The organism is Clostridium sp. (genome assembly GCF_029267215.1).
Taxonomy (GTDB): Bacteria; Bacillota; Clostridia; order Clostridiales; family Clostridiaceae; genus Sarcina.
In genome coordinates, this window is sequence record NZ_JARIDH010000044.1 from 1 (window position 1) to 23,832 (window position 23,832).

Consider the following 23,832-nt stretch of genomic DNA (forward strand, 5'->3'; position numbering starts at 1 on the left):
AAAAAGCTGTAGATATATTAGATGAAATGGGAGCAGAAGTTATAATAACTGTTTGTCCATCATGCTACAAAGTATTTAAAGAAACAGCTAAGAATCAAAGAGTTATAGCTTACTGGGATTTAATGAAGGACTTAATAGGAATTCCAGCAGAGGCTAAAGGGATAGGAGAAGGTTCAGACGTTATATTCAACATACATGATTCATGTGTAACTAGAGATGTAACTTCACATCATGAAAGTGTAAGATGGATTTTAGATCAATTAGGATACAATTGGGAAGAAGTTGAAAGAAACGGTAAAAATACTAGATGCTGTGGTGTTGGTGGAATGGTATGTAGCTCAAATCCAGAGTTATATGAGAGAGTATACACTAGAAGAGCTAATGATTTTAATCAAGACAATATAGTAACTTACTGTGGTTCATGTAGAGGAACTATGCAAGCTGCTGGTAAAGATGCAGTTCACATATTAGATCTTATCTTTGGACCAAAATACACTAAAGATCAAGCAAAGCCAAGAGGATATAAATCAGAAGAAGAAATGTGGGCTAATAGATTAGAAACTAAAGAAAGATTAAACAAATTCAAAAAATAGTTTTTAATTAGTCTTAAATAATATAAATGACCTATGGAGAGTATAAATCCATAGGTCATTTTTTATATATAATTTCTTAAAAGAAATTATATAGGTAAGATATCAATTAAGTTCATATACTTTGATGAAAAAATTAGCATTGTTTTGTGCTGAAAAATATAAAATATAAATAGTTTTATTTTAAGAAAAAATGGCTTTAAAGATATAAATCCTTTGTTTTTATGTTTACATAAGCTTTTAATACTTAAAAGTGGATAAATATTAAATAAAATGTTAATAATTATAGGTATATTGGTAGGAAGAAACATTAGATGAAGTTTCAAATTAGGAGAACTTAAATGCAAAAATTTAAAAAAGAAGAAAAAAAGTTGAAGAGAAAAATGTTTAAGGAGCTCATTAAATATAATTTTCTTAAAGATAAAAATATAGAATATAAGGAATTTAAATATGTGGATAATAAGAGAAATTATTATAGAGTTTATGAAGGCTATGATAAAAGAAAGCCAGTAATATTTTATATAAATGGAGGATGGTTTTGGAAAGGGAGTCCAAAAGTATGTGCTGCAATAGGAAAGTTTTTTTAGAAATATGGATTTACTGTTGTTATTCCATCATATGATGTAGCATTTTATTATAAATATCCTATTCAAGTTGAAAATATATTTTCAGCATTTAAACATTATATTGATTTAAACAAACCAAATAGAGTAGTTGTTATATCATACTCATCAGGAGCAAAATTAGCTGTAAATTTAATTTATAATGAAAAAATGAAAAAACAGGGGATTTAATGAGATTTATTAATAGATGAGAGTAATATATTTTTAGTCACAGTATTTTATTATTTTATACTGTGACTTTTTTTATGCAAAATATGAGGCTAAAATAATCTAGAATCAAATTGTCAATGTAAAGATAATTTGAATAATATGGGAATAAATGGATTATTGTATATTAATTATAAGCAAAATTAAGAAATTTAAGAGTTTTATGATTAGTTTATAAGTTATAAGCATTATGTGAAAGCGCTTTCTATAAGAATTTGAATATAATTAATAAATTTTAAAGTAAGGATGTACAAAAGATGAATTAAGTGAGAAGGCTAAAGATGTTTTAAAAATTTTCATATGATAAAAATAAGTTTTCCATAATTTTATAGTATAAAAATTTGTTTTAAATAATAAATAAGGTTAAACTTTTTGAAAAAATGAAAATAAAATATTAAAAAAAATATATACATATAGGAAGATATCGCTTACACAGTTTAATATAATCGTGTAATAAATCAATGGAAAAATTTATTGTTAATATTATTTTAAAAATTAATGTTAATAAGAATTTTGATTAAGAATTATTTATAGATATTAAGGAGGAATATTAAATGAAAAAGAAGTTTCTTTCAGCTGTATTAGCAGTACTTACAACAGCTACTTTACTTACTGGATGTGGAGGAAGCTCAGACAATGGAGAAGTATCTGGAGACAATTCAGGTTCTAAGGGAAAATTAAAAGTAGGTATGGTTACAGATTCAGGGACTATTGATGATAAGTCATTTAACCAAGGTACTTGGACTGGAATTCAAAAGGCTAGTAAAGATTTAGGAATAGACGAAAAATATTTAAAGCCAAATGGAACAACAGAGGCTGACTATTTAAAAGAAATAGGAAACCTTTATGATGCAGGATATAAATTTATAGTAACTCCTGGATTTAAATTTGAGACAGCTATACACAAAGCTCAATCAAAATATCCAGAAGGAAAATTTGTTTTATTAGATGGTTCTCCTCATTCGGGTAAAGAAGATGCTAAACCAGAAGTTGCAAAGAATACAGTATCAATATATTTTGCTGAACAACAAGCTGGATTTATGGCTGGTGTTGCCACATCACTTCAATTAAAAGAGGGAGCATTAGGTTTCATAGGTGGCATGGAATTTCCACCAGTACAAAAGTTTAACTGGGGATTCCAACAAGGTGTAGATTATGCTAATAAGAATCTAGGAACTAAGATGACAATAGATGCTAAAAATGTAATATATCAAGGATCTTTTGATGACTCAGCTGCTGGTGGACAATTAGCCGCACAAATGTTTGATAGTGGAGTTAAAGCTATATTCTGTGCTGCTGGTGGAGTTGGTGTAGGAGCTATACAAGAGGCTAAAAATAGAACAGCATCAGGAAAAGAGTCATGGATAATTGGTGTTGATGTTGACCAATATTCTGATGGTATTTATGAAGGAGATAAATCTGTAATACTTACTTCAGCTGTTAAAAGAATAGATCATGCTTCATATGACATGATTAAGAGAGAATTAAATGGTGATTTCCCAGGTGGAGAAACTTTAATGTATGATGCAACAAACGATGGTGTTGGTTTACCAGATAAAAATCCAAATTTAAGTGAAGAAACTATGAAACAAGTAGATGAAGTTTTTAACAAGTTAAAAAATGGGGAAATAAAAGTTTCTGCTGAACAAGGAGACTTAATAAAATAGTTTTAAAAATTCAAGGAAGTTTTTATTAAGGAGATGGGGCTTCCCTCTCCTTTTATTTATCTATAGTAATAGGTATTAGTTTTAATTGGGCAAATTATATAAAGGATTTATCTTATTTAAATATAGAATTTAGAGGTATTAAGGAGGACAACTTATGGAATATGTGGTAGAGATGCTTAACATCCGTAAAGAGTTTCCTGGTATAGTAGCAAATGATAATATAACTTTGCAACTAAGAAAGGGAGAAATACATGCTCTTCTTGGAGAAAATGGAGCTGGTAAATCAACTTTAATGGGTGTTCTTTTTGGTATGAATCAGCCAGATAAAGGGATTATAAAAGTAAAAGGCAAAGAAGTTAAGATAACTGATCCTAACATAGCTAATGATTTAGGTATAGGAATGGTTCATCAACACTTTAAATTGGTGGAGAATTTTACAGTTACTCAAAATATAGTTTTAGGATGTGAACCTAAAATATTATTTGGTTTAGGCATGGATTTAAAAGGTGCTGCTAAAAAAATTGAAAAATTATCAAAACAATATGGATTAAATGTTGATCCATATGCAAAAATTGAGGATATTTCTGTTGGTATGCAACAAAGAGTAGAAATATTAAAGATGCTTTACAGAGATGCTGATGTTTTAATACTAGACGAACCAACAGCTGTTTTAACACCTCAAGAAATAGAAGAACTTATAAAAATAATGAAAAATCTTATTGAGGAAGGAAAATCAATAATAATTATTACTCATAAATTAAAGGAAATAAAAGCTGTTGCAGATAGATGTACAGTTATAAGAAGAGGAAAATATATTGGAACTGTAGATGTTGAAAACACTACTGAAGCTGAGATGGCTAAAATGATGGTTGGTAGAGAAGTATCATTTAAAGTAGAGAAAAAACCAGCTAAACCAGGAGAAGTAGTTTTAGAAGTTCAAAATTTATCAGTTAAAAATAATAAGAAAGTATTAGGATTAAAAGATTTTTCTCTACAAGTAAGAGCAGGAGAAATAGTTGGTATTGCTGGAGTTGAAGGTAATGGACAAAGTGAACTTATTGAAGCTATAACTGGTCTTAGAAAAGTTGAAAGTGGAAAAATTATATTTAAAAATAATGATATAACTGGTGAGTCAATAAGAAATAGAATAAATTCAGGAATAGCTCATATACCAGAAGATAGACATAAAAGAGGATTAGTTTTAGATTACTCAATGGAAGACAATATGGTCTTAGAAGTATATAATAAAGAACCGTTCTCTAAAAAAGGATTATTAAATAGAAAAGAAATAAAAACATATGCTAAAAGAATAATAGAAGAATTTGATGTAAGATCAGGAGAAGGAGCAGCTTCTATTGCAAGAAGTCTATCTGGAGGAAATCAGCAAAAAGCTATTATAGGACGTGAAATTGAATTAAACCCAGAACTTTTAATAGCAGCTCAGCCAACAAGAGGGTTAGATGTTGGTTCAATAGAATATATTCATAAAAGATTAGTAGAACAAAGAGATAAAGGAAAAGGTGTTTTATTAATATCATTAGAATTAGACGAAATATTAAACGTTTCCGATAGAATTGCCATTATAAATAATGGAGAGCTTATAGGTATTGTAAATGCCGATGAAACAAATGAAAATGAAGTTGGTCTTATGATGGCTGGTATAAAAGGAGGAGTAAAGCATGAAGTATAAGCAATTTATTATATCTTTGATGGCAGTTATATTAGGCCTTATAGCAGGTGCAATACTAATGGGGATTATGGGACATAATCCGATTGAAGGATATAATTTCTTGTTCAAAGGTGGTCTTATGAACATAGAGAGAATAGGAAACACATTAGCTACTGCAACTCCTCTTATACTTACAGGGCTTTCATTAGCATTTGCATTTAAAACAGGATTATTTAATATAGGTGCACCTGGACAATTATTAATGGGTGGTTTTTTCGCAACTGCAGTTGGATTAAGTGTTGATTTAAAAGCACCAATATTAATACCATTAGTAGTTATTTCGGGATTAATAGGTGGAGCTATATGGGCTTTGATTCCTGGATTATTAAAAGCTAAATTTAATGTTCATGAAGTTGTTTCAACAATCATGATGAACTGGGTAGCATATTGGATAGTTTATTATATGATACCTATGCATTTTAAAGGAGAGTTCTTAGAAACTGAGTCTGCACAACTTCCAGCAAATGCAACCTTAAGAATAAAAGCACTTACTGATTTGTTTGAAGGATCATTTATAAATATGGGTATAATAATAGCTATTATTTCTGTATGGGCAGTGTGGTTTATATTAAATAAAACCGTTTTAGGATATGAATTAAAAGCGGTTGGATTTAATAGAGATGCAGCTTTATATGCAGGTATATCAGTAAATAGAAATATTATTTTATCAATGATGATAGCAGGCGCTTTATCAGGTCTTGCAGGGGTTGTTCAATATTCAGGAAATTCAATAAGTATGCAAATAGGTGTTATGCCTTCACAAGGATTTGATGGTATAGCTGTTGCATTACTTGGTGCAAGTAATCCAATAGGCGTATTATTATCAGCATTATTCTTTGGTATTTTATATACAGGAAAAGGATTTATGAATGCTATGACAAGCATACCACCAGAAATAGCAGACACTATTATGGCTACAATAATTTACTTTGCAGCAACCAGTGTAATAATGGAGAGAATATTTAATAAGTTTAAAAAGAAAAGAGAAAAAAATTTAAATAAAAATGCCAATCAAGAGACAACTAAAGAAAGGGTGGTGAGTAAATAATGTGGGAAACAATTCAACAAATTTTTCCATATGCAATAGCATTTACTATACCTTTATTAATAACTTCATTAGGTGCTTTATTTTCTGAGAGAAGTGGTGTTGTAAACATAGGTCTTGATGGCCTTATGATTGTTGGATCATTCTCAGGAGCTTTTACAATAGTAAAACTTCAAGAAGCAATGCCAGGAAGTTCACTTCCTTTATGGATTGGTTTATTAGTTGCAATGCTAGTTGGAGTATTATTTTCTTTATTACATGCATTTGCAAGTATCAATTTAAATGCTGACCAGGTTATAAGTGGTACAGCTATAAATATGATAGCAGGTGCTTTGACTGTATTCTTAGCTAGAAATATTACAGGAAGTGGAAATATAAGAATAATTCAAGGATTTATTCCTAAAGATATTCCTTTTTTATCATCAATACCTATAATTGGAGATTTACTTTTTAAAAAGACTTATGCAACTACTTGGTTTGTAATTTTAATACTTATAGTAAGTACATTTTTACTATATAAAACAAGTTTTGGTTTAAGACTTAGATCTTGTGGAGAACATCCACATGCTGCTGATGCTGCTGGTATAAATGTTTATAAAATGAGATATATAGGTGTTATGATTTCAGGAGCTTTCTCATCATTAGGAGGAGCTATAATACTTGTAACTTACGGTGGAGAGTTTACAGGAAGTGTTGCTGGACTTGGATTCCTAGCTTTAGCAGCTTTAATATTTGGTCAATGGAAGCCTTGGGGAGTATTAGGGGCTACGTTATTTTTTGGATTTGCAACAACAATTGCAAACGTATCTCAGATAATACCTTCACTTGCAACAATACCACCAGTACTACTTAAGATGTTACCTTATGTAGTTACTTTATTTGCATTGATTATGTTCTCAAAATCTTCACAAGCACCAAAAGCTTCAGGACAACCTTATCAAAAAGATAAGAGATAATACTATTTAAGTAATGGGAAAATTAAATTAGTTATATAGAAAAGGAGTTAAGTCTTAGATTTAGTCTTAACTCCTTTTATTATTATTTAAAAAAATAGACATACTAAATTTAAATGTTAATTATAAAGATGTTGTTTAATGATAGCAAGAGGATTATTAAATTGTTGTAAAGTAAATTAAATGGATTTAGTAAAAGGATTTATATTGGTTAAATTAAGTAAAAAATAATAAAAAAGTTCGCTTATAAAAGACTGCAATAGTTATTTTATTATAATTTAAAAGGAATAATATGCATAAATGCGTATATTTAAGTTTTGTGAATATATTTTTGTACGTTTAAATAGCGTTATTACGACAAAAAAACTAATTAATTTATCTTTTTTGACAAAAATATTCGTAAAAACTCTTGATTAATATAAAAAATCTGATAATATATTAAAGGTGCTTTGAAAAACAATAAGAAAAGAGTGATGTTAATGGAAAAATTCTTTGAACTTAAGAAAAACAACACGGATGTAAAAACTGAATTTATTGCTGGATTAACTACATTTATGACAATGGCATATATACTTATAGTAAATCCATCAATATTAGCAGCTGCTGGAATGGATAAAGGAGCAGTTTTCACTGCAACAGCATTATCTGCAATAATTGCTACTTTAATAATGGGGCTATATGCTAAGTTACCATTTGCACAGGCGCCAGGAATGGGATTAAATGCTTTCTTTGCATATACAATAGTTCTTCAAATGGGATACTCATTTGAGTTCGCATTAACAGCTGTTTTATTAGAAGGAATAATATTTATACTTTTAACTATATTTAACGTACGTGAAGCAATAGTAGACTCAATACCAACAAGCATAAAAAATGCAATATCAGTTGGAATAGGTTTATTTATTTCGTTAATAGGATTAGAAGGTGCTGGAATAATAGTACATAAAAATGGGGGAACAATAGTTTCTTTAGGAAATATAATATCAGGACCTGGACTTTTAGCTATAATAGGATTATTAATAACAAGTGTATTAATAGCTAAAAATATTAAAGGAGCTTTATTTATAGGTATGGTTGTTACTGCAATAATAGGAATTCCTATGGGAATAACTCCACTACCAAGTAGCATACTTAGTATGCCACCATCAATAGCTCCAACAATGTTTAAATTTGAATTTCACAATATATTCTCAATAGATATGTTAATAGCATTATTTACATTATTATTTATGGATATGTTTGATACAATAGGAACTTTAGTTGGTGTTGCAACTAAAGCCAAGATGTTAGATGAAAATGGAAAGGTTCCAAGAATAAAGAAGGCTTTATTTGCAGATGCTGTTGGAACAACAATCGGAGCTTGTTTAGGTACAAGTACTGTGAGTACTTTTGTTGAGAGTGCTTCAGGGGTTGCAGAAGGTGGAAGAACAGGATTAACAGCTGTATCAACAGCATTTATGTTCTTCTTAGCATTATTCTTTGCACCTTTATTTACAGCTATTACGCCGGCTGTAACAGCCTCAGCGCTTATATTAGTTGGATTATTCATGATAGAGCCTATAAGAGAAATAGATTTACATGATTTTACTGAGGCTATACCAGCTTTTTTAACAATAATAATGATGCCTTTTTCATATTCAATATCAGATGGTATAGTATTTGGAGTTATATCATACATAGTACTTAAAGTATTTACAGGAAAATGGAAAGATATAAGTTTAACTACTGTAATATTAGGAGTTATATTTCTTCTTAAATTTGCAATATAATTTATAAATAATAAAAATGGTCATATGATTTATCATATGACCATTTTTTGTACAGTGATTTTATTATCAATTTTTTATATAATATAGTAAAATATTATATTGAGTAACTTGCTGTTATTATATATTATTTAATAATGAATGGGGGAGACAAAATGAAACTTGGATTAGTATTATCAGGTGGTGGTGGGAAAGGGGCTTATGAACTTGGGGTTTGGAAAGCTTTAGTAGAGATGAATATTGATAAATATGTAGAAGTTGTAGCAGGAACTTCAATAGGTGCCTTTAATGCTGCTTTATTTGCCCAGGGTGATATAGATAATGCACAGGCCTTATGGGATGAAGTTACTATGGAAAAGTTAGTTCCAATGACAAAGATAGACTTGTTTAAAAAAGGTATAGCTTTGGCATTAGGAGTTAAAAGTATAAATTTTGTTAAAAAACATATGTCGGATAGATTAGAAAATGGAGATTTTCCTAAAGATGGAGCTTATGAAGTTGTAAATAAATTTATAGATATTAAAAAAGTTAAAGAATCAGGGAAAATTTGTTATGCTGCTTGTACTGAACTTCCTGAATGTAAGGTTAAGTATTTTAAGGTAAATGATTATGATGATGAAGTGGGAAGAGAGATAATAATGGCATCTGCTTCATTACCTCTAATATATGATAGTTCTGAAGTTGATGGAAAAAAATATTTAGATGGAGGAATGGTGGACAATACCCCTATACAACCAGTTTATGGAGAAGGATGTGATTTAATAATAGTTGTTCATCTTTCAAAAGAGGGAAATGTAGATAGGAGTCTTTATCCAAATGCTCAAATTATAGAAATTGTTCCTAAAAGTTTGGATGATGGAGTGATAAATGGTACTTTAAATCTAGATTGTGGGGCTAAAAGATTAAGAACTCAACAAGGATATGATGATACTATGAATCTTCTAAGTCCAATAATTAAATTAGCAAGAAAAAGTTATGAAAATGAAATGAGTGAAAAAAATCCAGTCCTATATAAACTTTACAATAGTTTTAAAGATTTAAAGGAAAAATTTTCATTAAAAGATGTAGCCAATAAATAAATTTTATGATATTGACAAAATTTTACTATGTAAAATAGAATATAATAAAATATATATGAAATGGGGGCTATTAATGAAAAATACTTTGGTGAAATCATTAAATGGTATGGGAATTGGATTATTTGCTACCTTAGTTGTAGGTACAATAATAGTTCAATTTGGTACATTGGTGGAGGTTGAGATTTTTATAATGCTTGGAAACTTTGCAAAAATATTTATGGGAGGAGCTATTGGGGCGGCTGTTGCCTATTTTTTAGGTTCATCACCTTTGGTTATTTTCTCTTGTATTGTTACAGGGAGTATTGGGGCAGGTGCTATAAAATCTGTGGATGGATCTATGATACTTGGAGTTGGTGATCCAGCGGGGGCTTACATAGCAGCTATTTTAACTGTATTATTAGGGAATTTAGTTGCTGGAAAAACCAAGGTTGATATACTTTTAACACCAATGATATGTATTTTGTTTGGAGGAATAGTTGGAATAAATATTTCTCCAATTATATCAGAATTTGTTGGAGTAATTGGTAATATTATAAATAAAGCTACAGAAATGCAACCTCTTTATATGGGAGCAATAATTTCTACAATAATGGGTCTTGTCTTAGTTTCACCTATAAGCTCGGCTGCTTTAGCAACTAGTTTAGGATTAGAAGGATTAGCTGCAGGGGCTGCGGTTGTTGGGTGTTCATGTCAAATGATTGGGTTTGCTGTTATATCATATAAAGAAAATGGGGTTGAAGGTTTTATAGCACAGGGAATAGGTACTGCTAAAATTCAATTTGGAAATATTGTTAAGAATATTTATATAGTAATTCCAACGGTAATATCTAGTTTACTTTTAGGAATGTTATCAACAACTTTATTTAAGATATCTTCTAATAGTATTGGGGCTGGAATGGGGACTAGTGGACTTGTTGGACAAATACAGACTTTTGTAGTAATGGGAAAAGAATCTTTAATTTCTATTATATTAACTCAACTTATACTTCCAGCAATAGTATCATATTTAGTTTTTATATTTCTTAAAAAAAGAAGTTTTATTAAGGATGGAGATATGTTAATAGAAAAAATATAATAGTATTTTTTAGAGTGATATTTTGAATATCACTCTTTTTAGTGTTTTTATTTATAAGTTTTAATTAGGATTTTAGAAAAATAAAAGCATATTAATTAGAAATGAGGGTATAAGTCTTGTTTTTTGGAAAATTTAATATAAAATATTTATTAATAAGAGTTATTGATATAAAAGCTATTTTTAAATATATGGAGAAAATAGTTTTCTTTTAGAATAAGAAAAAGAAATGTTTTGACTATATAATAAAAATCTTATATAGTTAATGTTATGAATTTAACAAATAAGATGTAATTTCATAAATAATACATAAAATCAAGTTAATTTATGGATTATTTATGAAGAGTAAATATAGAATCTGATAGGTTATTATGAAAAAATAGCTTAATTATTCATAAAATTGCTCGTTTTTTGAAGTTTATATAAGTTTGAATAAATTTTTGCATGGTAAATAAACTAGCGAGATGATTTGATTTTTTGCAAACTTATTGTATTTTCAAGTGTTGAAAATGGCAACGTTCATTTAACTTAACAGATCGGAAGTATTAATTGGGGAGGATAATTATGATAAATTTACAAGGAATTTTATTAAAGACTATAAAGGAACAGTCTCTTGAAAATTATTTTGAGAAGGCTAACTTTGGTCTAGAAAAGGAAAATGTAAGAGTAACTGAAGATGGTAATCTTGCATTAACACCTCATCCAGTAGCTTTTGGAAGTAAGGAAAAGAATCCTTATATAAAAACTGATTTTTCAGAAAGTCAGCTTGAAATGGTAACACCTGTCTGTGATACAGTTAATGAGGTTTATGACTTTATGGCTAATTTAAATAAGGTTGTAAGTTTAGAACTTATAAAAAATGGAGAATATCTATGGCCTCAAAGTAATCCACCTATATTACCAGAGGAAGATAAAATACCAATAGCTAAGTTTGAAAATGCTAAGGATGAGGAATATAGAGAGAATCTTAGTAAAAAGTACGGAAAGAAAAAGCAAGTAATAAGTGGAATACATTATAATTTTTCTTTTAAAGAAGAGTTTCTTAAATTACTTTATAAGGAGTTAAATGAAGAAGGAGATTTTAGAACATTTAAGGACAGAACATATCTTAGAATGACAAGAAATTTCTTAAAGTACCACTGGATATTAATATACTTAACTGGTGCTAGTCCAGTTTTTCATGAGAGCTACATAAAAGAGTGTACTGAAAAAGGAGAAAAGGTTGGAGAGGATTCTTTTTATTTTAAAGGGATAAATTCCTTAAGAAATAGTAATTGTGGTTATAAAAATAAAGAAAATTTATATGTTTCATATAATAGTATAAATGAATATTATAAGGATCTTGAAAATTTAATAAAGAATGGACAAATACAAAGTGCAAAAGAGTATTATAATCCAATAAGATTAAAGTCTTTGGGAAAAGGCGATATGATGGAGAACTTGCTAAATAATGGAATAGATTATTTAGAGGTTAGGCTTTTAGATTTAAATCCTTTATGTAAACAGGGAATATGTAAGAAAACTCTTTATTTAGTTCACTTATTTATGCTTTATACATTCTTAAAAGAGGATGATGGATTCTCATATAAAGATCAAGAAGAATTTTTTAAAAATCTTGAGATTGTAACTATAAGAGGAAGATATGATAATGTTGAAATATATGAAAAGGGAGAAAAGGTACTTTTAAAAGATAAGGGAAGAGAAATTCTTTTAGAGATGAGTAGAGTTGTAGAGGAACTTTTTAAAGATAATCATGTATTTAAAACAATAATAGAAGATTCATTAGATAAGATAAATGATTCTAAGAAAACAATATCTAAAATAATTTTAGAGGATATAAAAGAAGAGGGATATATTCCTTTTCATATGAGAATGGCTAAGGAACACTTAGAAGATGCAAAGAGGAAAGAGTTTAATTTAATTGGGTATGAGGATTTAGAGTTGTCAACTCAAATATTAATTTTGGATGCCATTAAAAGAGGAATTGAGTTTAAGATTATGGATAGATTAGAAAACTTTATTTCTTTAAGTAATGGGGAAAAAATAGAATATGTAAAGCAAGCTACTAAAACATCTAAAGATTCTTATATAACTGCTTTAGTAATGGAAAATAAGCTTGTGACAAAGGAAATATTAAAAAAAGGAAGTATTAGGGTTCCTAAAGGAAAAAATTATGATGATATAGAAGAGGCTAAGAGGGATTTTAGACTGTTTAAAGATGATAAAATAGTTATAAAGCCAAAGTCAACTAATTTTGGTCTTGGTATAAGTATATTTACAGGTGGTTATTCTAAGGAGGATTATGATAGAGCAGTTGAAATAGCATTTAATGAGGATAAATCAATACTTATAGAAGAATTTATGACTGGGAAAGAATATAGATTTTTAGTTATTGATAATGAAGTTGTTGGAATTTTGCATAGAGAGCCTGCTAATGTAATAGGTGATGGAGAGAGAAGGATAAGAGATTTAGTAATTGAAAAAAATAAGAATCCATTAAGAGGAAAAGGGTATAAAACACCCTTAGAAAAAATAAAACTTGGAGAAATAGAAGAGATGTTTCTTAAAAATCAAGGGTTAACCTTTGATTATATTCCAAAGAATGGAGAGAAAATCTATTTAAGAGAAAATTCTAATATAAGTACAGGGGGAGATAGCTTAGATTTTACTGATGAAATAGATGAAAGTTATAAAATTGTTGCTAAAAAGGCTGCAAAAGCTGTTGGGGCCATAATAACTGGGGTTGACATGGTTATAGATGATATAAAAGAAGAGGCCAATAAAAAAAATCATGGGATTATAGAACTTAATTTTAATCCAGCTATTCATATTCATTGTTTCCCATACAAAGGAAAGAATAGAAAAGTTGGAGAGAAGATTTTAAATTTATTGTTTGGTTAATATTATAGAAAAGTATATTTAATTTAATTTTTTTAGAAGAAATAAGTAATAAGTTAAAATAAGAAGGACATAGCTAATAAGTAAAATCATATTAAGTATTAGCTATGTCCATTTTATATTATAGTTAAAAGTACTTTTTCAGTATTATTTTAAATATAGCTTGTTTATTAAGAGGGATTTAAGGATTAGCTAAAATCAACATCTACTCAAAACAGAGCATAAAATTTTTATTAGATTTTATTATTTTCATATATTTCAATTATTTCATTGAATAAATCAACATCATCAACAGAGTTATAGAGATCCCCGTCTTTTAAGTCATATGTGTATTCAAGAACATATTGTTGTCCACTTATAACTTCTTTTACAATTCTAAAACGCTTATCAATATCTAACATTTCAACTTCACAAAGAATTTCTAAAGGTTCATTTTCTGAAGTATCTCCATTATATTGCTGTTTAATAAAATCTTTAAATACAATTAGATTTGTATTTTCTCTATCACAGTAATTAACTTTCCCAGTTTTATTACATGATAAACATGGATTAAAGCCACAATTTCTTATACATTTAACACAAGTACATTCAGAACATATAAATATTTTATCAAGAGAATCCTTATATGTTTTTTTGAATTTTTCACATTTACTTATTATTTCTTTATCATTAGACTTATTTAAAAATGAAAATAAAGATTTTTTCTCGGGTTTATTTTTACTACATTCATCTAATAAGTCGTTATATTTTTTTAAAATTTTAATATTTTTATAATAAGCCCTTTGTTTTAATGTTGAGTTTTCACTAAGATCCTCAATATCATCTAGTACAAAAATTAATTTGCTATATAAATTACCATATACATTTTTTTCTTTATCTAAAAATTCAGTAGCATTCATATAATAGATTTCCTCCTTTTAATTATAAAATACATATTTAAATTATAATTTTATAATATCATAAATTAAAAGAAAAAATATGAATATATCTTCTTTAAAATATACAAATGTTGTTAATTAATTTATAATATTATTAATATAGGAAAGTCAAGGAGGGTTAGAGAGTGAATAAGCGTAGAAATTACAAAAAGCTTATGGTATTTTTTATAGGGTTTTTCTTTTTAATTGGATGTTTTAATTTTTTACCTGTTAAAAATGTTGAGGCAAGAGGATTTAAAATACATAGTTCTTTTGCACATTCAATTAAGTCATCAATTGGAAGAGAAAATGAAAAGTCTGAATATAATACTATGGAATATTCAATGGATAATGCTTTTGAGAATCAACTAGTTAGAAAAGGTTCTTCAAGTTCAAGAAGTAGTAGTTCATCAAGAAGTGGAAGTTATGGTAAAAGTAGTTCTTATGGATCAACTAGTAAATTCTCAAAACCTAAAAGCAGTGGTTCATCAAGTGGGGATTTTAGTGAGAAAAAGAAGAGTCAAGGAAATAGTAATTACTCAACTACAGATAAATTTAATAACTCTTCATCAGGAAATAAATTTAATTCAATAGATGGAAATAAGTATAAGAACGATTCAAAAAGTGGCAGTTCACAAGGAAACAGCAATTACTCAACTACAGACAAATTCAATAAAAAGGCACCTTCAGATTCTTCAAGTAGTAATAAATCAAAGGGGGAGGAATCAAATAGTGTAAATTCAAATAACAAAGGGTCAAGTAGTGGATATTATGGAAATAGTAATCGTGGAGGATCAAGCTTCTATGAAATGTTTATGTTAAGCCATATGATTAGAAGTATTGGGAATTTAACAAGTTTTATGTTTATAAGAAGACCTTTTATAGGAATAGGCACAATAATAGCAATAGCTTTATTGGTGATTTGGTTAACTAGAAGGAAAAGAAGATAATTATTGAAATTTAACAATTATGACATATAATTGTTAAAATTAAATCGTATAATAAATTTAAAAATATAAAGTAGATAAAGGTGGTAGATAATATGGGTATATTTAATAGAATATCAAATATGGTAAAAGCAAAGGCAAATTCAGCTTTAGATGAAATGGAAAATCCAATAGAATTATTAGATCAAAAAATAAGAGATATGGAGAAATCTTTTAATGAAGCTAAAAGATCTTCAGCTCAAATATTTGGTAATTTAAAAGATACAGAAAAGAAAATGAATCAAGCTAAGGAAGATTCAGTTCAATATGATGAGAAAGTTAAATTAGCTATGAGTAAAGGAAATGAGGAATTAGCTAAAAAGGCTTTAAGACTAAAATTAGAGAGTGATAAAAAGTTCCAATCTTTAAAAGAAAGTTATGAGGGACAAAAAGCTAAGGCTGAAGTTTTAAAAACTAAGTTAAATGAATTAGAAAAAGAATTAGATAAAACTAGAAGTTATAGAGATGAGGCTGTTGCTAGATTAAATAATGCAGAAGCATCAAAACAAATAAATGAAGTAGTAGCTAATGTTCAAAGTAAAAGTAATTCTATAAATATTGATGATATAGAGAGAAGTATATCTAAGAAAGAAAGCTATGCAGCTGGCTTAGAAGAGTTAAAAGGTGAGAGCTTAGATGATGAATTCGCTAAGTTAGAGGAGTTAAGCTTAGATGAGGAATTAGCTAAATATAGAACTTCAAGTACTGAGAAAGAAAATAAAGATAAAGAAGAAAAAGATTCTTTAGATTTAGAACTTGAAAAATATAAAAAGTAGTAAATAAGCTGCATCATAAAACATGATGTAGCTTATTTTTAATTAATTCTATAAAATGGATTATTTTATAGAATAGAAAATTTTAGTTTGACATATTATATTTAAAGTTATTAAATATGTTTATAGGAAATAATAAAGTTATATGATAAAAATATATATTTAGTTTATTTAGAAAGGATGAGACAATGTTTAAATTTACTTTTGATGAAAAAGAGTATGAATTATCAGAAGATAAAATGCTTTATTTCTTTAATGAAGAGGTTAAGGGATTTGATATAGAAAAACTTTATGAGATTTTAAATAATAGTGAGAAGGTTTCATTTGGAAAAGCATATTATGATGGACCTTGTGAAGAATGTAAGTTTGGATTAGATGAAAACAAAAGAAGTTTTCCATTTTTAGAATTTAATATGTTTATATATACTAAAAATGGAGAGTTTATTATTAGCAATATAGAAAAAAATTATGAAGGCTTAACATATAATAAGCTTTTAAGAACTAAGAAAGTTGATAAAAGTTATTTAGTTAATATAAATGTTTGTAAGAATTGTGGAAATTTTGGAATAGAAGTAGAAGAATTTGATATATAATAAATTTAAAAATATTAAAGATTTATTATATAAGAATATATGAAATAATAAGATGTGTATTGATTAGAAATATCTTGATGATTTAATAGAAAGTTAAGATAATAATTAATACACATTTTTTATTTATAGAATAAATTAAAATTTTAATGTAAAATTAAAAAAAGAAACATCTGTTCGTATGGAGGGATATGGTGAAAGAGAATAGAAAGATAATTCATATAGACATGGATGCTTTTTATGCATCTATAGAGCAAAGGGATAATAAGGAGTTTAGAGGAAAGCCTTTAATTGTTGGTGGTGATCCAAATAGAAGAGGGGTTGTTGCAACTTGTTCTTATGAAGCTAGGAAATATGGAGTACATTCAGCAATGCCATCTTTAAAGGCATATAAGTTATGTCCGAAAGCTATATTTGTTAGACCAAGAATGGAAGTTTACAAAAGTGTTTCAAGAAAAGTTATGGATATATTACATGAATATTCAAATTTAGTGGAACCTTTATCTTTAGATGAAGCTTTTATTGATGTAACTTATAGTAAAAGATTTAGAGGATCTGCAACACTTATAGCTATCGAGATTAAGGAAAGAATTTATAGGGAAGTTGGACTTACAGCTTCAGCTGGTGTTTCCTTTAATAAATTTTTAGCTAAGATTGCATCAGATTATGATAAACCAAATGGAATAACTGTTATAACAAAGGAGAATTCAGAAGAATTTATAAAAAAATTACCTATAGGAAAATTCTTTGGAGTAGGAAAAGTAACTAAAAATAAATTGAATAATATAGGTGTTTTTAAGGGTGATGATATTCTTAAGTTTTCAGAGGAGGAGTTAGTTGAAATATTTAGTGATAGAGGAAAGAGTCTATATGAATTTGCAAGAGGAATAGATTATAGACCTGTAAATCCTTTTAGAATAAGAAAATCTATAGGGAAAGAAAGGACATTAAGAGAAGATGTTGAAGATATTTATGAGATGCTTAAAATATTAGAAAATATAGCTGATATGGTTAGTGAAAGTTTAATTTTACTAAAAAAAAGGGGTAGGACAATTACTTTAAAAATAAAATTCAGCGATTTTAAGTATATAACGAGAAGTATTACAGTTGAAAGTGCAATAAATAGTAAAGAAAAAATTATTAAATACACAAAAGAACTAATGGAAGAGGTTAATTTTAAAAATAGAAAGGTTAGACTTTTAGGTATAACATTAAGTTCTTTAGAAGAAACTATTTTGGAAATGGAAGAAAGTGAGCAACTTACTTTTAAAGTTTAATTACTTTTTTAGATTATATTATTAGGTAGATAATTTAAATATGTTTAAAGTTATATTATATACAAATGTTAAATAGATGAAAACAAAATGTTAAATTACATAATTTTTAAAAATAAATAGTATAATAATATTTATAAATTAATAAATTAGTAGTTTTAGTTAAATAGAAATGGAGAGGAAGCGATGAATTATATACTTTTATTAATAGGTTTTGCCTTACTTATAAAAGGTGCTGATTTTTTTGTTGATGGATCTTCTAAAATAGCTAAGAAACTGGGGGTACCAGCTGTTATAATTGGATTAACAATAGTTTCACTAGGAACAAGTGCACCAGAACTTGCAGTTAGTATTTCAGCTTCATTAAAAGGTAGTAATGACATTACAATGGGAAATGTTCTAGGATCAAATTTATTTAATATTTTAGCTGCATTAGGATCAACAGCAGTGGTGGCTCCACTAGTAATAAAAAAGAATGTTATAAGAAATGATTTTTTAGTAAACATATTAGCAACATTAATTTTGTATGGATTTGCCTTTACAAAAATTCTAGGAAGTAAAGATGCTTTGTCAAGAGTTGATGGAGGTTTATTATTCATTATGTGTATAGCTTACATAGGATATCTAATATATACTGTGAAAAAATCTAATGGAGATTTAAAAGAGGTTGCAGTAACTTCGGAAGTTAATGAGTTTGATGAGGAAGTTTTAAAAAATAATAGTACATTAAAAAATATAATTATATCAATAATTGGAGTTTTAGGAATAATTTTAGGAGGAAAAGTGGTTGTTGATTCTGCATCAGCTATTGCTTTAGGCTTAGGAGTAAGTGAAAAACTTATAGGACTTACTATAGTAGCTATAGGAACATCACTTCCAGAACTAGTAACTTCATTAGTTGCGGCTAAAAAAGGAGAAAATGATATAGCACTTGGGAATATTTTAGGATCAAACACATTTAACATATTGTTAATATTAGGATTATCATCTTTAATAAGTCCAATAAAAATAGCATCTAACTTATACGTTGATTTATTATTCCTTATGGTAGTAACGTTATTTATTGGAATTTTAATATTTTTTAATAAAAATAAAGAAAAATTAATGACAAAATATGAAGGGTTATTGTTAATAGCTTTATATATTGGATATACAATATATATAATAATGAGAAATTAATAAAATAAATAGCTGTCCTTATCTTTTAGGACAGTTATTTTTATCTAGAAATTATATGGTTCTTAAGTTTTTATAAAAAGTTTGGGGGAGAGGATAATAGAGGATTTAATAAATATATTTAATACATATAGTGAAATAGCAATTTTTATAAGTTTATTTATAAGTATAATAATTGCCTTATTGGGAGTTGTTCCTTCAGTATTTGTAACAGGAGCTAATATAGTATTTTTTGGCACTATAAAAGGTTTTTTTATATCTTTATTAGGGGAAGTTATTGGAGGATGGATAAGCTTTGTACTGTATAAAAAGGGTACAAAAAAATTAATAGGAATCGTAGAAGGAAAATATAAAATAATAATAGACAATATATTAAACTGTGAAGATAAGAAACTTGGATTATTTATATTTGAAGGAAGATTAGTTCCGTTTATTCCTTCAGGAGTAGTTACTTTAGCAGCGTCTATGAGTAATGTTAGTAATTTAACATTTATAGTTTCAACATTATTTGGGAAAATACCATCAATATTAATTGAAGTTACGGTTAGTTATGGGTTGATAATATCTTCTAAAGGGAATTTAAAGCTAGGTATAGCAATAGTTAGTATTGCTTTAATATATTTTACTATTAAGAAAGTAAAATAATAATTGAATAAGAAAAACAGAAAAACACAAAAAAACAAAGAGGATTTTTGTGTTTTTTTTTGTCAAAAAATAAGATTTCATTATTGATTTAATGGTAAGAATATGATTTAATTTAATTGATAAAAGTTTTTAATATCTTATTTAAAGCTTTACATTTGATTAAGGAGTAGAGAAATGATAGAGACAGTAATTTTAGCGCTTATATTTGCAAAAATAAAAGGTTATAAGTTAAAACCATTTTTTAAAAGTTGGACAGTCTATCCAATTTTAATATTTGAAGCTATGTATTTATTTTTTCAAATAAATGTATTTATGGGTAATTATGAATTTATTAATTTTGCTCCTTGGTTTAAAGAAGTTTATATGTATTTGTTTTTAATACCTATATTTTGGTATAAAGAATATATACCTGCACTAATTGGTTCAGTATTTATATTTGTGGGAACATTATTAAATCATTTAGTTATGAGTGTAAATGGTGGGAAAATGCCAGTTTACCCAACTTTATCCTACATAACAGGGTACATAGAACCTAATACTTTTTCAAAAATAAATGATATACATATGTTAGGTACAGCTAATGTTAAATTGAAATTTTTAAGTGATATTCTAGATATTGGATATAGTGTTTTAAGTGTAGGGGATATTCTAGTAAGAGTATTCGTTTTAATAATAATATATACAACAGTTAAGAAAACAAATGAAGAAATTAGCATAAAAAGTGACAGAATATTCATTTGACATAATGGAGGTATAAATGCTAAAAGTAACTTTTTTAGAACTATTAGTTAGAGGTTTACCAGAAGCTTTTATTATGATTTTAGCAACATATACTTTAGCTAATAAAAAAGTAGAAAAAAAAGAATATTTAACATCAAGTTTAATTATGGCATTAGTAATGTATTTAGTTAGGATGCTACCAATAAATTATGGAGTACATACTATATTAAACATATTTGTATTAATATTTTTAACATTTAATGTTAATAAAATAGATTTAATAGTTAGTATAAAATCATCGATATTAATATTAATGATTTTATTTATATGTGAAGGAGTAAATATAGGATTTATACAATTTGTATTACATAAGGATTTAAAAGTTATCTTTAGTGATTCAATGAGTAAAATGATTTTAGGAATTCCATCAACTATAGCATTTTTTGCTATAGTAATTATATATTATATAATTTCATTAAAAAAAGGGAAGTTGAAATAAAATGATTGAGAATATATCTGGAAATATTGCCAATAAGGTTTCAGTAGAATTAGGATATGATAAAGAAAAAGAAGCTATAATTAAATATGGAACATATGCTTTAATACAAACACTTATTTCTGTAATATCTGTTTTTATATTAGGGTTAATTTTTGGAATAGAAGTTGAAGCATTAATATTTTTATTTTCTGTAAGTATTTTAAGAAAATATTCAGGGGGAGCACATTCTGATTCCTCAAATACTTGCACGATTTTAGGTGTATTAATTTCAGTTTTAGTTGGATTAGTTATAGATAAAATTATTATTGGAAATATAAGTTTAAATATAATCTTAGTTGTTTCTTTAATAGTATTTATATGGGCATATTACATAGTATTAAAATATGCGCCAGTAGATACTAAAAATAAAAGAATTAAAACAGAAAAAAAGAAAAAGCGTATGCTAAAAGGATCTTTAAAGATTTTAACAATATATTTAGTCGTTGTTTTAGGTGGAGCAATAATTTATTATAATTTTAATTTAGAAATTGCTAAGTCTGTCATGATAAGTTTAGTACTTGGTGTGGTTTGGCAATGCATAACACTTACTTCAATGGGGGAGTTGTTATTAAACTTTATTGATTCTTTTATACATAAATTATTACAATATTTAAAGGGGATGAGTTTAAAATGAAAAAATTAAACAAAAATTTATTAACAGTATTTGCTGCTTTAACAACAGTAATTGCAACTACAGTTGCAACTTCAGCTTGTGTGTGGTTTGCACATCAACCAGAAGAACCAAAATCTTTAAGAGATGAGTAGAATTAAGAAATAAGGTCGGGGTTAAAGCCGGCCTTATTTTGTAGTTAACAGAAAGGCAAAAAATGATTAGAAACGTAAATGATAACAAAAAGAAAAAAGTTGATGAAATATTATCAATAGTAAAAATATCATCATTATTATTTTCTGCTATAGCTTTTTTGCAATATGTATTTAAATTTGCTGAAGCTAAAAATATTTATCCATATTATGGGGTATTATCAGTGTTTATAAGTATACTTCTATTATCGATAATATATATACTTTGGAGTTTTGCAGCTTTAAATAGATACAAGGATCATATAAATAAAATTCAATGGATAGAAATAATACTATTCATTGTTATATTTTTAGTAGCCATATTAGTTTCGGGAGCTAATGAGAGTAATAATAAATTTTTATTTCTATTTATTATAATAACATCTACAATTCAAGGAGGAATGAATAGAGGTGTCATAGTTTCTATAATATCTTCATCAATAATTTTATCAATAGATATAATTTTTGCTGGGAATAGTGGAGTGAATATGTACTTCCAAAATGATTTAATATTAGCAGGTGTGTTTATTTTAACTGCTTGGACATTGGGTTTTTATGTTAGAACAGAAAATGAACACATAAGAGAACTTCAAAAATTAGTTAATGAAGATGGATTAACAGGAGTTTATAATCATAGATATTTTTATGATAAATTAAGAGAGAAGATGCATATTAGTGAAGTTGATAATAAAAAACTTTCATTAATATTTATGGATATAGATTATTTTAAACATTATAATGACTTGTATGGACATCAAAGGGGAGATGAAGCTCTCAAGAAGATAGGGGATATTTTAAAAGATTTAGCTAGAGAAAATGATATAGTAGCTAGGTATGGAGGGGAAGAATTTGCAATTATTTTACCTGATACATCAGAAAAGGAAGCTAGTATAATAGCAGAAAATATAAGAGTAAAAATTGAGAAAACATACTTTGATGGACAGGAAAATCAGCCTAATTCAAACTTTACTGTATCTGTTGGTATAGCTATTTTCCCAGATAAAGCAGAGAATGAATTAGACCTTGTAAAATATGCAGATGATGCATTATATAGAGCTAAATTCTTTCATAAGAATAGGGTTGAAACATATATTTCAGTTTTAGATGAATTAAAAAAGGATTTAAAGGAAGAGGAAAATGGGTTGGTAACAACAATAAAAACTTTAATAAGTGTTATTAATGCAAAGGACAAATATACATATAGTCATGTAGAAAGAGTAGTAGTTTATAGTAGGCTTATGGCTAAGAAGTTAGGTCTAACTGAAATTGAAAAGAAACAGTTAATATATGGGGCATATATGCATGATATAGGAAAGATAAATGTTCCTAATGAGATATTAACTAAAAAAATGAGATTAACTAAGGAAGAGTGGGAAATATTAAAACAACATCCAAGGGATGGGGTGGAGATAATAAAATCTGTAAATTCACTTAAAGATGTTGTACCACTTATATTACATCATCATGAAAGATTTGATGGAAACGGGTATCCAAGTGAGTTAAAAGGAGAAGATATACCATATTTAGCTAGAGTTTTAACTGTCATTGATAGTTTTGATGCTATGACTTCAAATAGACCTTATAACAAAAGAAAAACTTATGAGGAGGGAATTGAGGAGCTTAAAAGATGTAGTGGAACTCAGTTTGATCCAGATTTGGTTAAAATATTTACAGAGGTTGTTAGAGAAAATATAAATGAAATACAAGATTTTTAAGGGGTGTATTAAAATGATATGCACCCCTTTTTGTTTATGTTAATCTTGTATTTATTAATAGGTTAAAT

The 23,832-nt window shown here is 27.3% G+C and carries 22 protein-coding genes; 21 read left to right on the forward strand and 1 reads right to left on the reverse strand.

The features are described from left to right. The 10 genes from Q1K13_RS08075 to gshAB all read left to right on the forward strand — a co-directional run. A partial coding sequence (locus tag Q1K13_RS08075) for a heterodisulfide reductase-related iron-sulfur binding cluster (RefSeq protein ID WP_300349299.1) occupies positions 1–593 on the forward strand: 593 nt, incomplete at its 5' end. 338 nt (positions 594–931) lie between these two features. After that, a complete protein-coding gene (locus Q1K13_RS08080; RefSeq protein ID WP_300349301.1) occupies positions 932–1,177 on the forward strand; it encodes a hypothetical protein in 246 nt (81 codons plus the stop codon). 797 nt (positions 1,178–1,974) lie between these two features. Next, positions 1,975–3,087 (forward strand): BMP family lipoprotein, encoded by a 1,113-nt coding sequence (locus Q1K13_RS08085; RefSeq protein WP_300349304.1) that lies wholly within the window; start codon positions 1,975–1,977, stop codon positions 3,085–3,087. A gap of 154 nt (positions 3,088–3,241) precedes the next feature. Then, positions 3,242–4,777: an ABC transporter ATP-binding protein gene (locus Q1K13_RS08090; protein ID WP_300349307.1), complete on the forward strand. Its 1,536-nt coding sequence runs from the start codon at positions 3,242–3,244 to the stop codon at positions 4,775–4,777. Continuing rightward, positions 4,767–5,864 carry an ABC transporter permease gene (locus tag Q1K13_RS08095; RefSeq protein ID WP_300349309.1) on the forward strand — a complete coding sequence of 366 codons (1,098 nt, stop codon included), beginning with the start codon at positions 4,767–4,769 and terminating at the stop codon, positions 5,862–5,864. The genes Q1K13_RS08090 and Q1K13_RS08095 overlap by 11 nt, the downstream gene beginning before the upstream one ends. After that, positions 5,864–6,817 (forward strand): ABC transporter permease, encoded by a 954-nt coding sequence (locus Q1K13_RS08100; RefSeq protein ID WP_300349312.1) that lies wholly within the window; start codon positions 5,864–5,866, stop codon positions 6,815–6,817. Before Q1K13_RS08095 ends, Q1K13_RS08100 begins: the two co-directional genes overlap by 1 nt. 476 nt (positions 6,818–7,293) lie before the next feature. Next, the gene (locus tag Q1K13_RS08105; RefSeq protein ID WP_300349315.1) at positions 7,294–8,583 is read left to right on the forward strand and encodes an NCS2 family permease; all 1,290 of its coding nucleotides are present in this window, start codon (positions 7,294–7,296) and stop codon (positions 8,581–8,583) included. A gap of 152 nt (positions 8,584–8,735) precedes the next feature. Next, positions 8,736–9,659: a patatin-like phospholipase family protein gene (locus Q1K13_RS08110; protein WP_300349317.1), complete on the forward strand. Its 924-nt coding sequence runs from the start codon at positions 8,736–8,738 to the stop codon at positions 9,657–9,659. 73 nt (positions 9,660–9,732) lie between these two features. Then, positions 9,733–10,734 (forward strand): PTS sugar transporter subunit IIC, encoded by a 1,002-nt coding sequence (locus Q1K13_RS08115; RefSeq protein ID WP_300349319.1) that lies wholly within the window; start codon positions 9,733–9,735, stop codon positions 10,732–10,734. A 561-nt stretch (positions 10,735–11,295) separates the two neighbouring features. Then, positions 11,296–13,632, forward strand: coding sequence for a bifunctional glutamate--cysteine ligase GshA/glutathione synthetase GshB (gshAB, locus tag Q1K13_RS08120; RefSeq protein ID WP_300349321.1), 2,337 nt, complete (start codon positions 11,296–11,298; stop codon positions 13,630–13,632). A gap of 230 nt (positions 13,633–13,862) precedes the next feature. On the opposite strand, the gene Q1K13_RS08125 is transcribed toward gshAB, so the two are convergent. Further along, a complete protein-coding gene (locus Q1K13_RS08125; protein WP_300349324.1) occupies positions 13,863–14,528 on the reverse strand; it encodes a hypothetical protein in 666 nt (221 codons plus the stop codon). Positions 14,529–14,692: 164 nt separating this feature from the next. Here Q1K13_RS08125 and Q1K13_RS08130 point away from each other — a divergent pair, with 164 nt between their 5' ends. The 11 genes from Q1K13_RS08130 to Q1K13_RS08180 all read left to right on the forward strand — a co-directional run bounded on the left by Q1K13_RS08130 (position 14,693) and on the right by Q1K13_RS08180 (position 23,764). Further along, entirely contained in the window at positions 14,693–15,496 is an 804-nt protein-coding gene (locus tag Q1K13_RS08130) for a hypothetical protein (RefSeq protein WP_300349327.1), read from the forward strand. Between the two features lie 92 nt (positions 15,497–15,588). Next, on the forward strand, positions 15,589–16,308 hold the full coding sequence (locus Q1K13_RS08135; protein WP_300349329.1) for a PspA/IM30 family protein: 720 nt from the start codon (positions 15,589–15,591) through the stop codon (positions 16,306–16,308). Between the two features lie 185 nt (positions 16,309–16,493). Further along, positions 16,494–16,898 carry a DUF3785 family protein gene (locus Q1K13_RS08140; RefSeq protein ID WP_300349332.1) on the forward strand — a complete coding sequence of 135 codons (405 nt, stop codon included), beginning with the start codon at positions 16,494–16,496 and terminating at the stop codon, positions 16,896–16,898. A gap of 188 nt (positions 16,899–17,086) precedes the next feature. After that, positions 17,087–18,172 (forward strand): DNA polymerase IV, encoded by a 1,086-nt coding sequence (dinB, locus tag Q1K13_RS08145; RefSeq protein WP_300349334.1) that lies wholly within the window; start codon positions 17,087–17,089, stop codon positions 18,170–18,172. Between the two features lie 183 nt (positions 18,173–18,355). Beyond that, positions 18,356–19,348: a calcium/sodium antiporter gene (locus Q1K13_RS08150; protein WP_300349337.1), complete on the forward strand. Its 993-nt coding sequence runs from the start codon at positions 18,356–18,358 to the stop codon at positions 19,346–19,348. A 96-nt stretch (positions 19,349–19,444) separates the two neighbouring features. Next, entirely contained in the window at positions 19,445–19,990 is a 546-nt protein-coding gene (locus tag Q1K13_RS08155; protein WP_300349762.1) for a TVP38/TMEM64 family protein, read from the forward strand. 174 nt (positions 19,991–20,164) lie between these two features. After that, entirely contained in the window at positions 20,165–20,731 is a 567-nt protein-coding gene (locus tag Q1K13_RS08160) for a DUF5317 domain-containing protein (protein WP_300349340.1), read from the forward strand. 16 nt (positions 20,732–20,747) lie between these two features. Further along, the gene (locus Q1K13_RS08165; RefSeq protein WP_300349342.1) at positions 20,748–21,209 is read left to right on the forward strand and encodes a hypothetical protein; all 462 of its coding nucleotides are present in this window, start codon (positions 20,748–20,750) and stop codon (positions 21,207–21,209) included. Position 21,210: 1 nt separating this feature from the next. After that, complete coding sequence (locus tag Q1K13_RS08170; protein WP_300349344.1) at positions 21,211–21,882, forward strand: accessory gene regulator ArgB-like protein; 672 nt, start codon at positions 21,211–21,213, stop codon at positions 21,880–21,882. Then, positions 21,879–22,013, forward strand: coding sequence for a cyclic lactone autoinducer peptide (locus Q1K13_RS08175; RefSeq protein ID WP_300349347.1), 135 nt, complete (start codon positions 21,879–21,881; stop codon positions 22,011–22,013). Before Q1K13_RS08170 ends, Q1K13_RS08175 begins: the two co-directional genes overlap by 4 nt. A gap of 62 nt (positions 22,014–22,075) precedes the next feature. Then, the gene (locus Q1K13_RS08180) at positions 22,076–23,764 is read left to right on the forward strand and encodes a diguanylate cyclase (RefSeq protein WP_300349350.1); all 1,689 of its coding nucleotides are present in this window, start codon (positions 22,076–22,078) and stop codon (positions 23,762–23,764) included. Positions 23,765–23,832 lie beyond the last annotated feature (68 nt).

Bases quoted from the DNA above. Each gene is read 5' to 3' on its own strand.
- Q1K13_RS08080 (WP_300349301.1), top strand. From the start codon at position 932: ATGCAAAAATTTAAAAAAGAAGAAAAAAAGTTGAAGAGAAAAATGTTT.
- Q1K13_RS08085 (WP_300349304.1), top strand. From the start codon at position 1,975: ATGAAAAAGAAGTTTCTTTCAGCTGTATTAGCAGTACTTACAACAGCT.
- Q1K13_RS08090 (WP_300349307.1), top strand. From the start codon at position 3,242: ATGGAATATGTGGTAGAGATGCTTAACATCCGTAAAGAGTTTCCTGGT.
- Q1K13_RS08095 (WP_300349309.1), top strand. From the start codon at position 4,767: ATGAAGTATAAGCAATTTATTATATCTTTGATGGCAGTTATATTAGGC.
- Q1K13_RS08100 (WP_300349312.1), top strand. From the start codon at position 5,864: ATGTGGGAAACAATTCAACAAATTTTTCCATATGCAATAGCATTTACT.
- Q1K13_RS08105 (WP_300349315.1), top strand. From the start codon at position 7,294: ATGGAAAAATTCTTTGAACTTAAGAAAAACAACACGGATGTAAAAACT.
- Q1K13_RS08110 (WP_300349317.1), top strand. From the start codon at position 8,736: ATGAAACTTGGATTAGTATTATCAGGTGGTGGTGGGAAAGGGGCTTAT.
- Q1K13_RS08115 (WP_300349319.1), top strand. From the start codon at position 9,733: ATGAAAAATACTTTGGTGAAATCATTAAATGGTATGGGAATTGGATTA.
- gshAB (WP_300349321.1), top strand. From the start codon at position 11,296: ATGATAAATTTACAAGGAATTTTATTAAAGACTATAAAGGAACAGTCT.
- Q1K13_RS08125 (WP_300349324.1), bottom strand. From the start codon at position 14,528: ATGAATGCTACTGAATTTTTAGATAAAGAAAAAAATGTATATGGTAAT.
- Q1K13_RS08135 (WP_300349329.1), top strand. From the start codon at position 15,589: ATGGGTATATTTAATAGAATATCAAATATGGTAAAAGCAAAGGCAAAT.
- Q1K13_RS08140 (WP_300349332.1), top strand. From the start codon at position 16,494: ATGTTTAAATTTACTTTTGATGAAAAAGAGTATGAATTATCAGAAGAT.
- dinB (WP_300349334.1), top strand. From the start codon at position 17,087: ATGGTGAAAGAGAATAGAAAGATAATTCATATAGACATGGATGCTTTT.
- Q1K13_RS08150 (WP_300349337.1), top strand. From the start codon at position 18,356: ATGAATTATATACTTTTATTAATAGGTTTTGCCTTACTTATAAAAGGT.
- Q1K13_RS08160 (WP_300349340.1), top strand. From the start codon at position 20,165: ATGATAGAGACAGTAATTTTAGCGCTTATATTTGCAAAAATAAAAGGT.
- Q1K13_RS08165 (WP_300349342.1), top strand. From the start codon at position 20,748: ATGCTAAAAGTAACTTTTTTAGAACTATTAGTTAGAGGTTTACCAGAA.
- Q1K13_RS08170 (WP_300349344.1), top strand. From the start codon at position 21,211: ATGATTGAGAATATATCTGGAAATATTGCCAATAAGGTTTCAGTAGAA.
- Q1K13_RS08175 (WP_300349347.1), top strand. From the start codon at position 21,879: ATGAAAAAATTAAACAAAAATTTATTAACAGTATTTGCTGCTTTAACA.
- Q1K13_RS08180 (WP_300349350.1), top strand. From the start codon at position 22,076: ATGATTAGAAACGTAAATGATAACAAAAAGAAAAAAGTTGATGAAATA.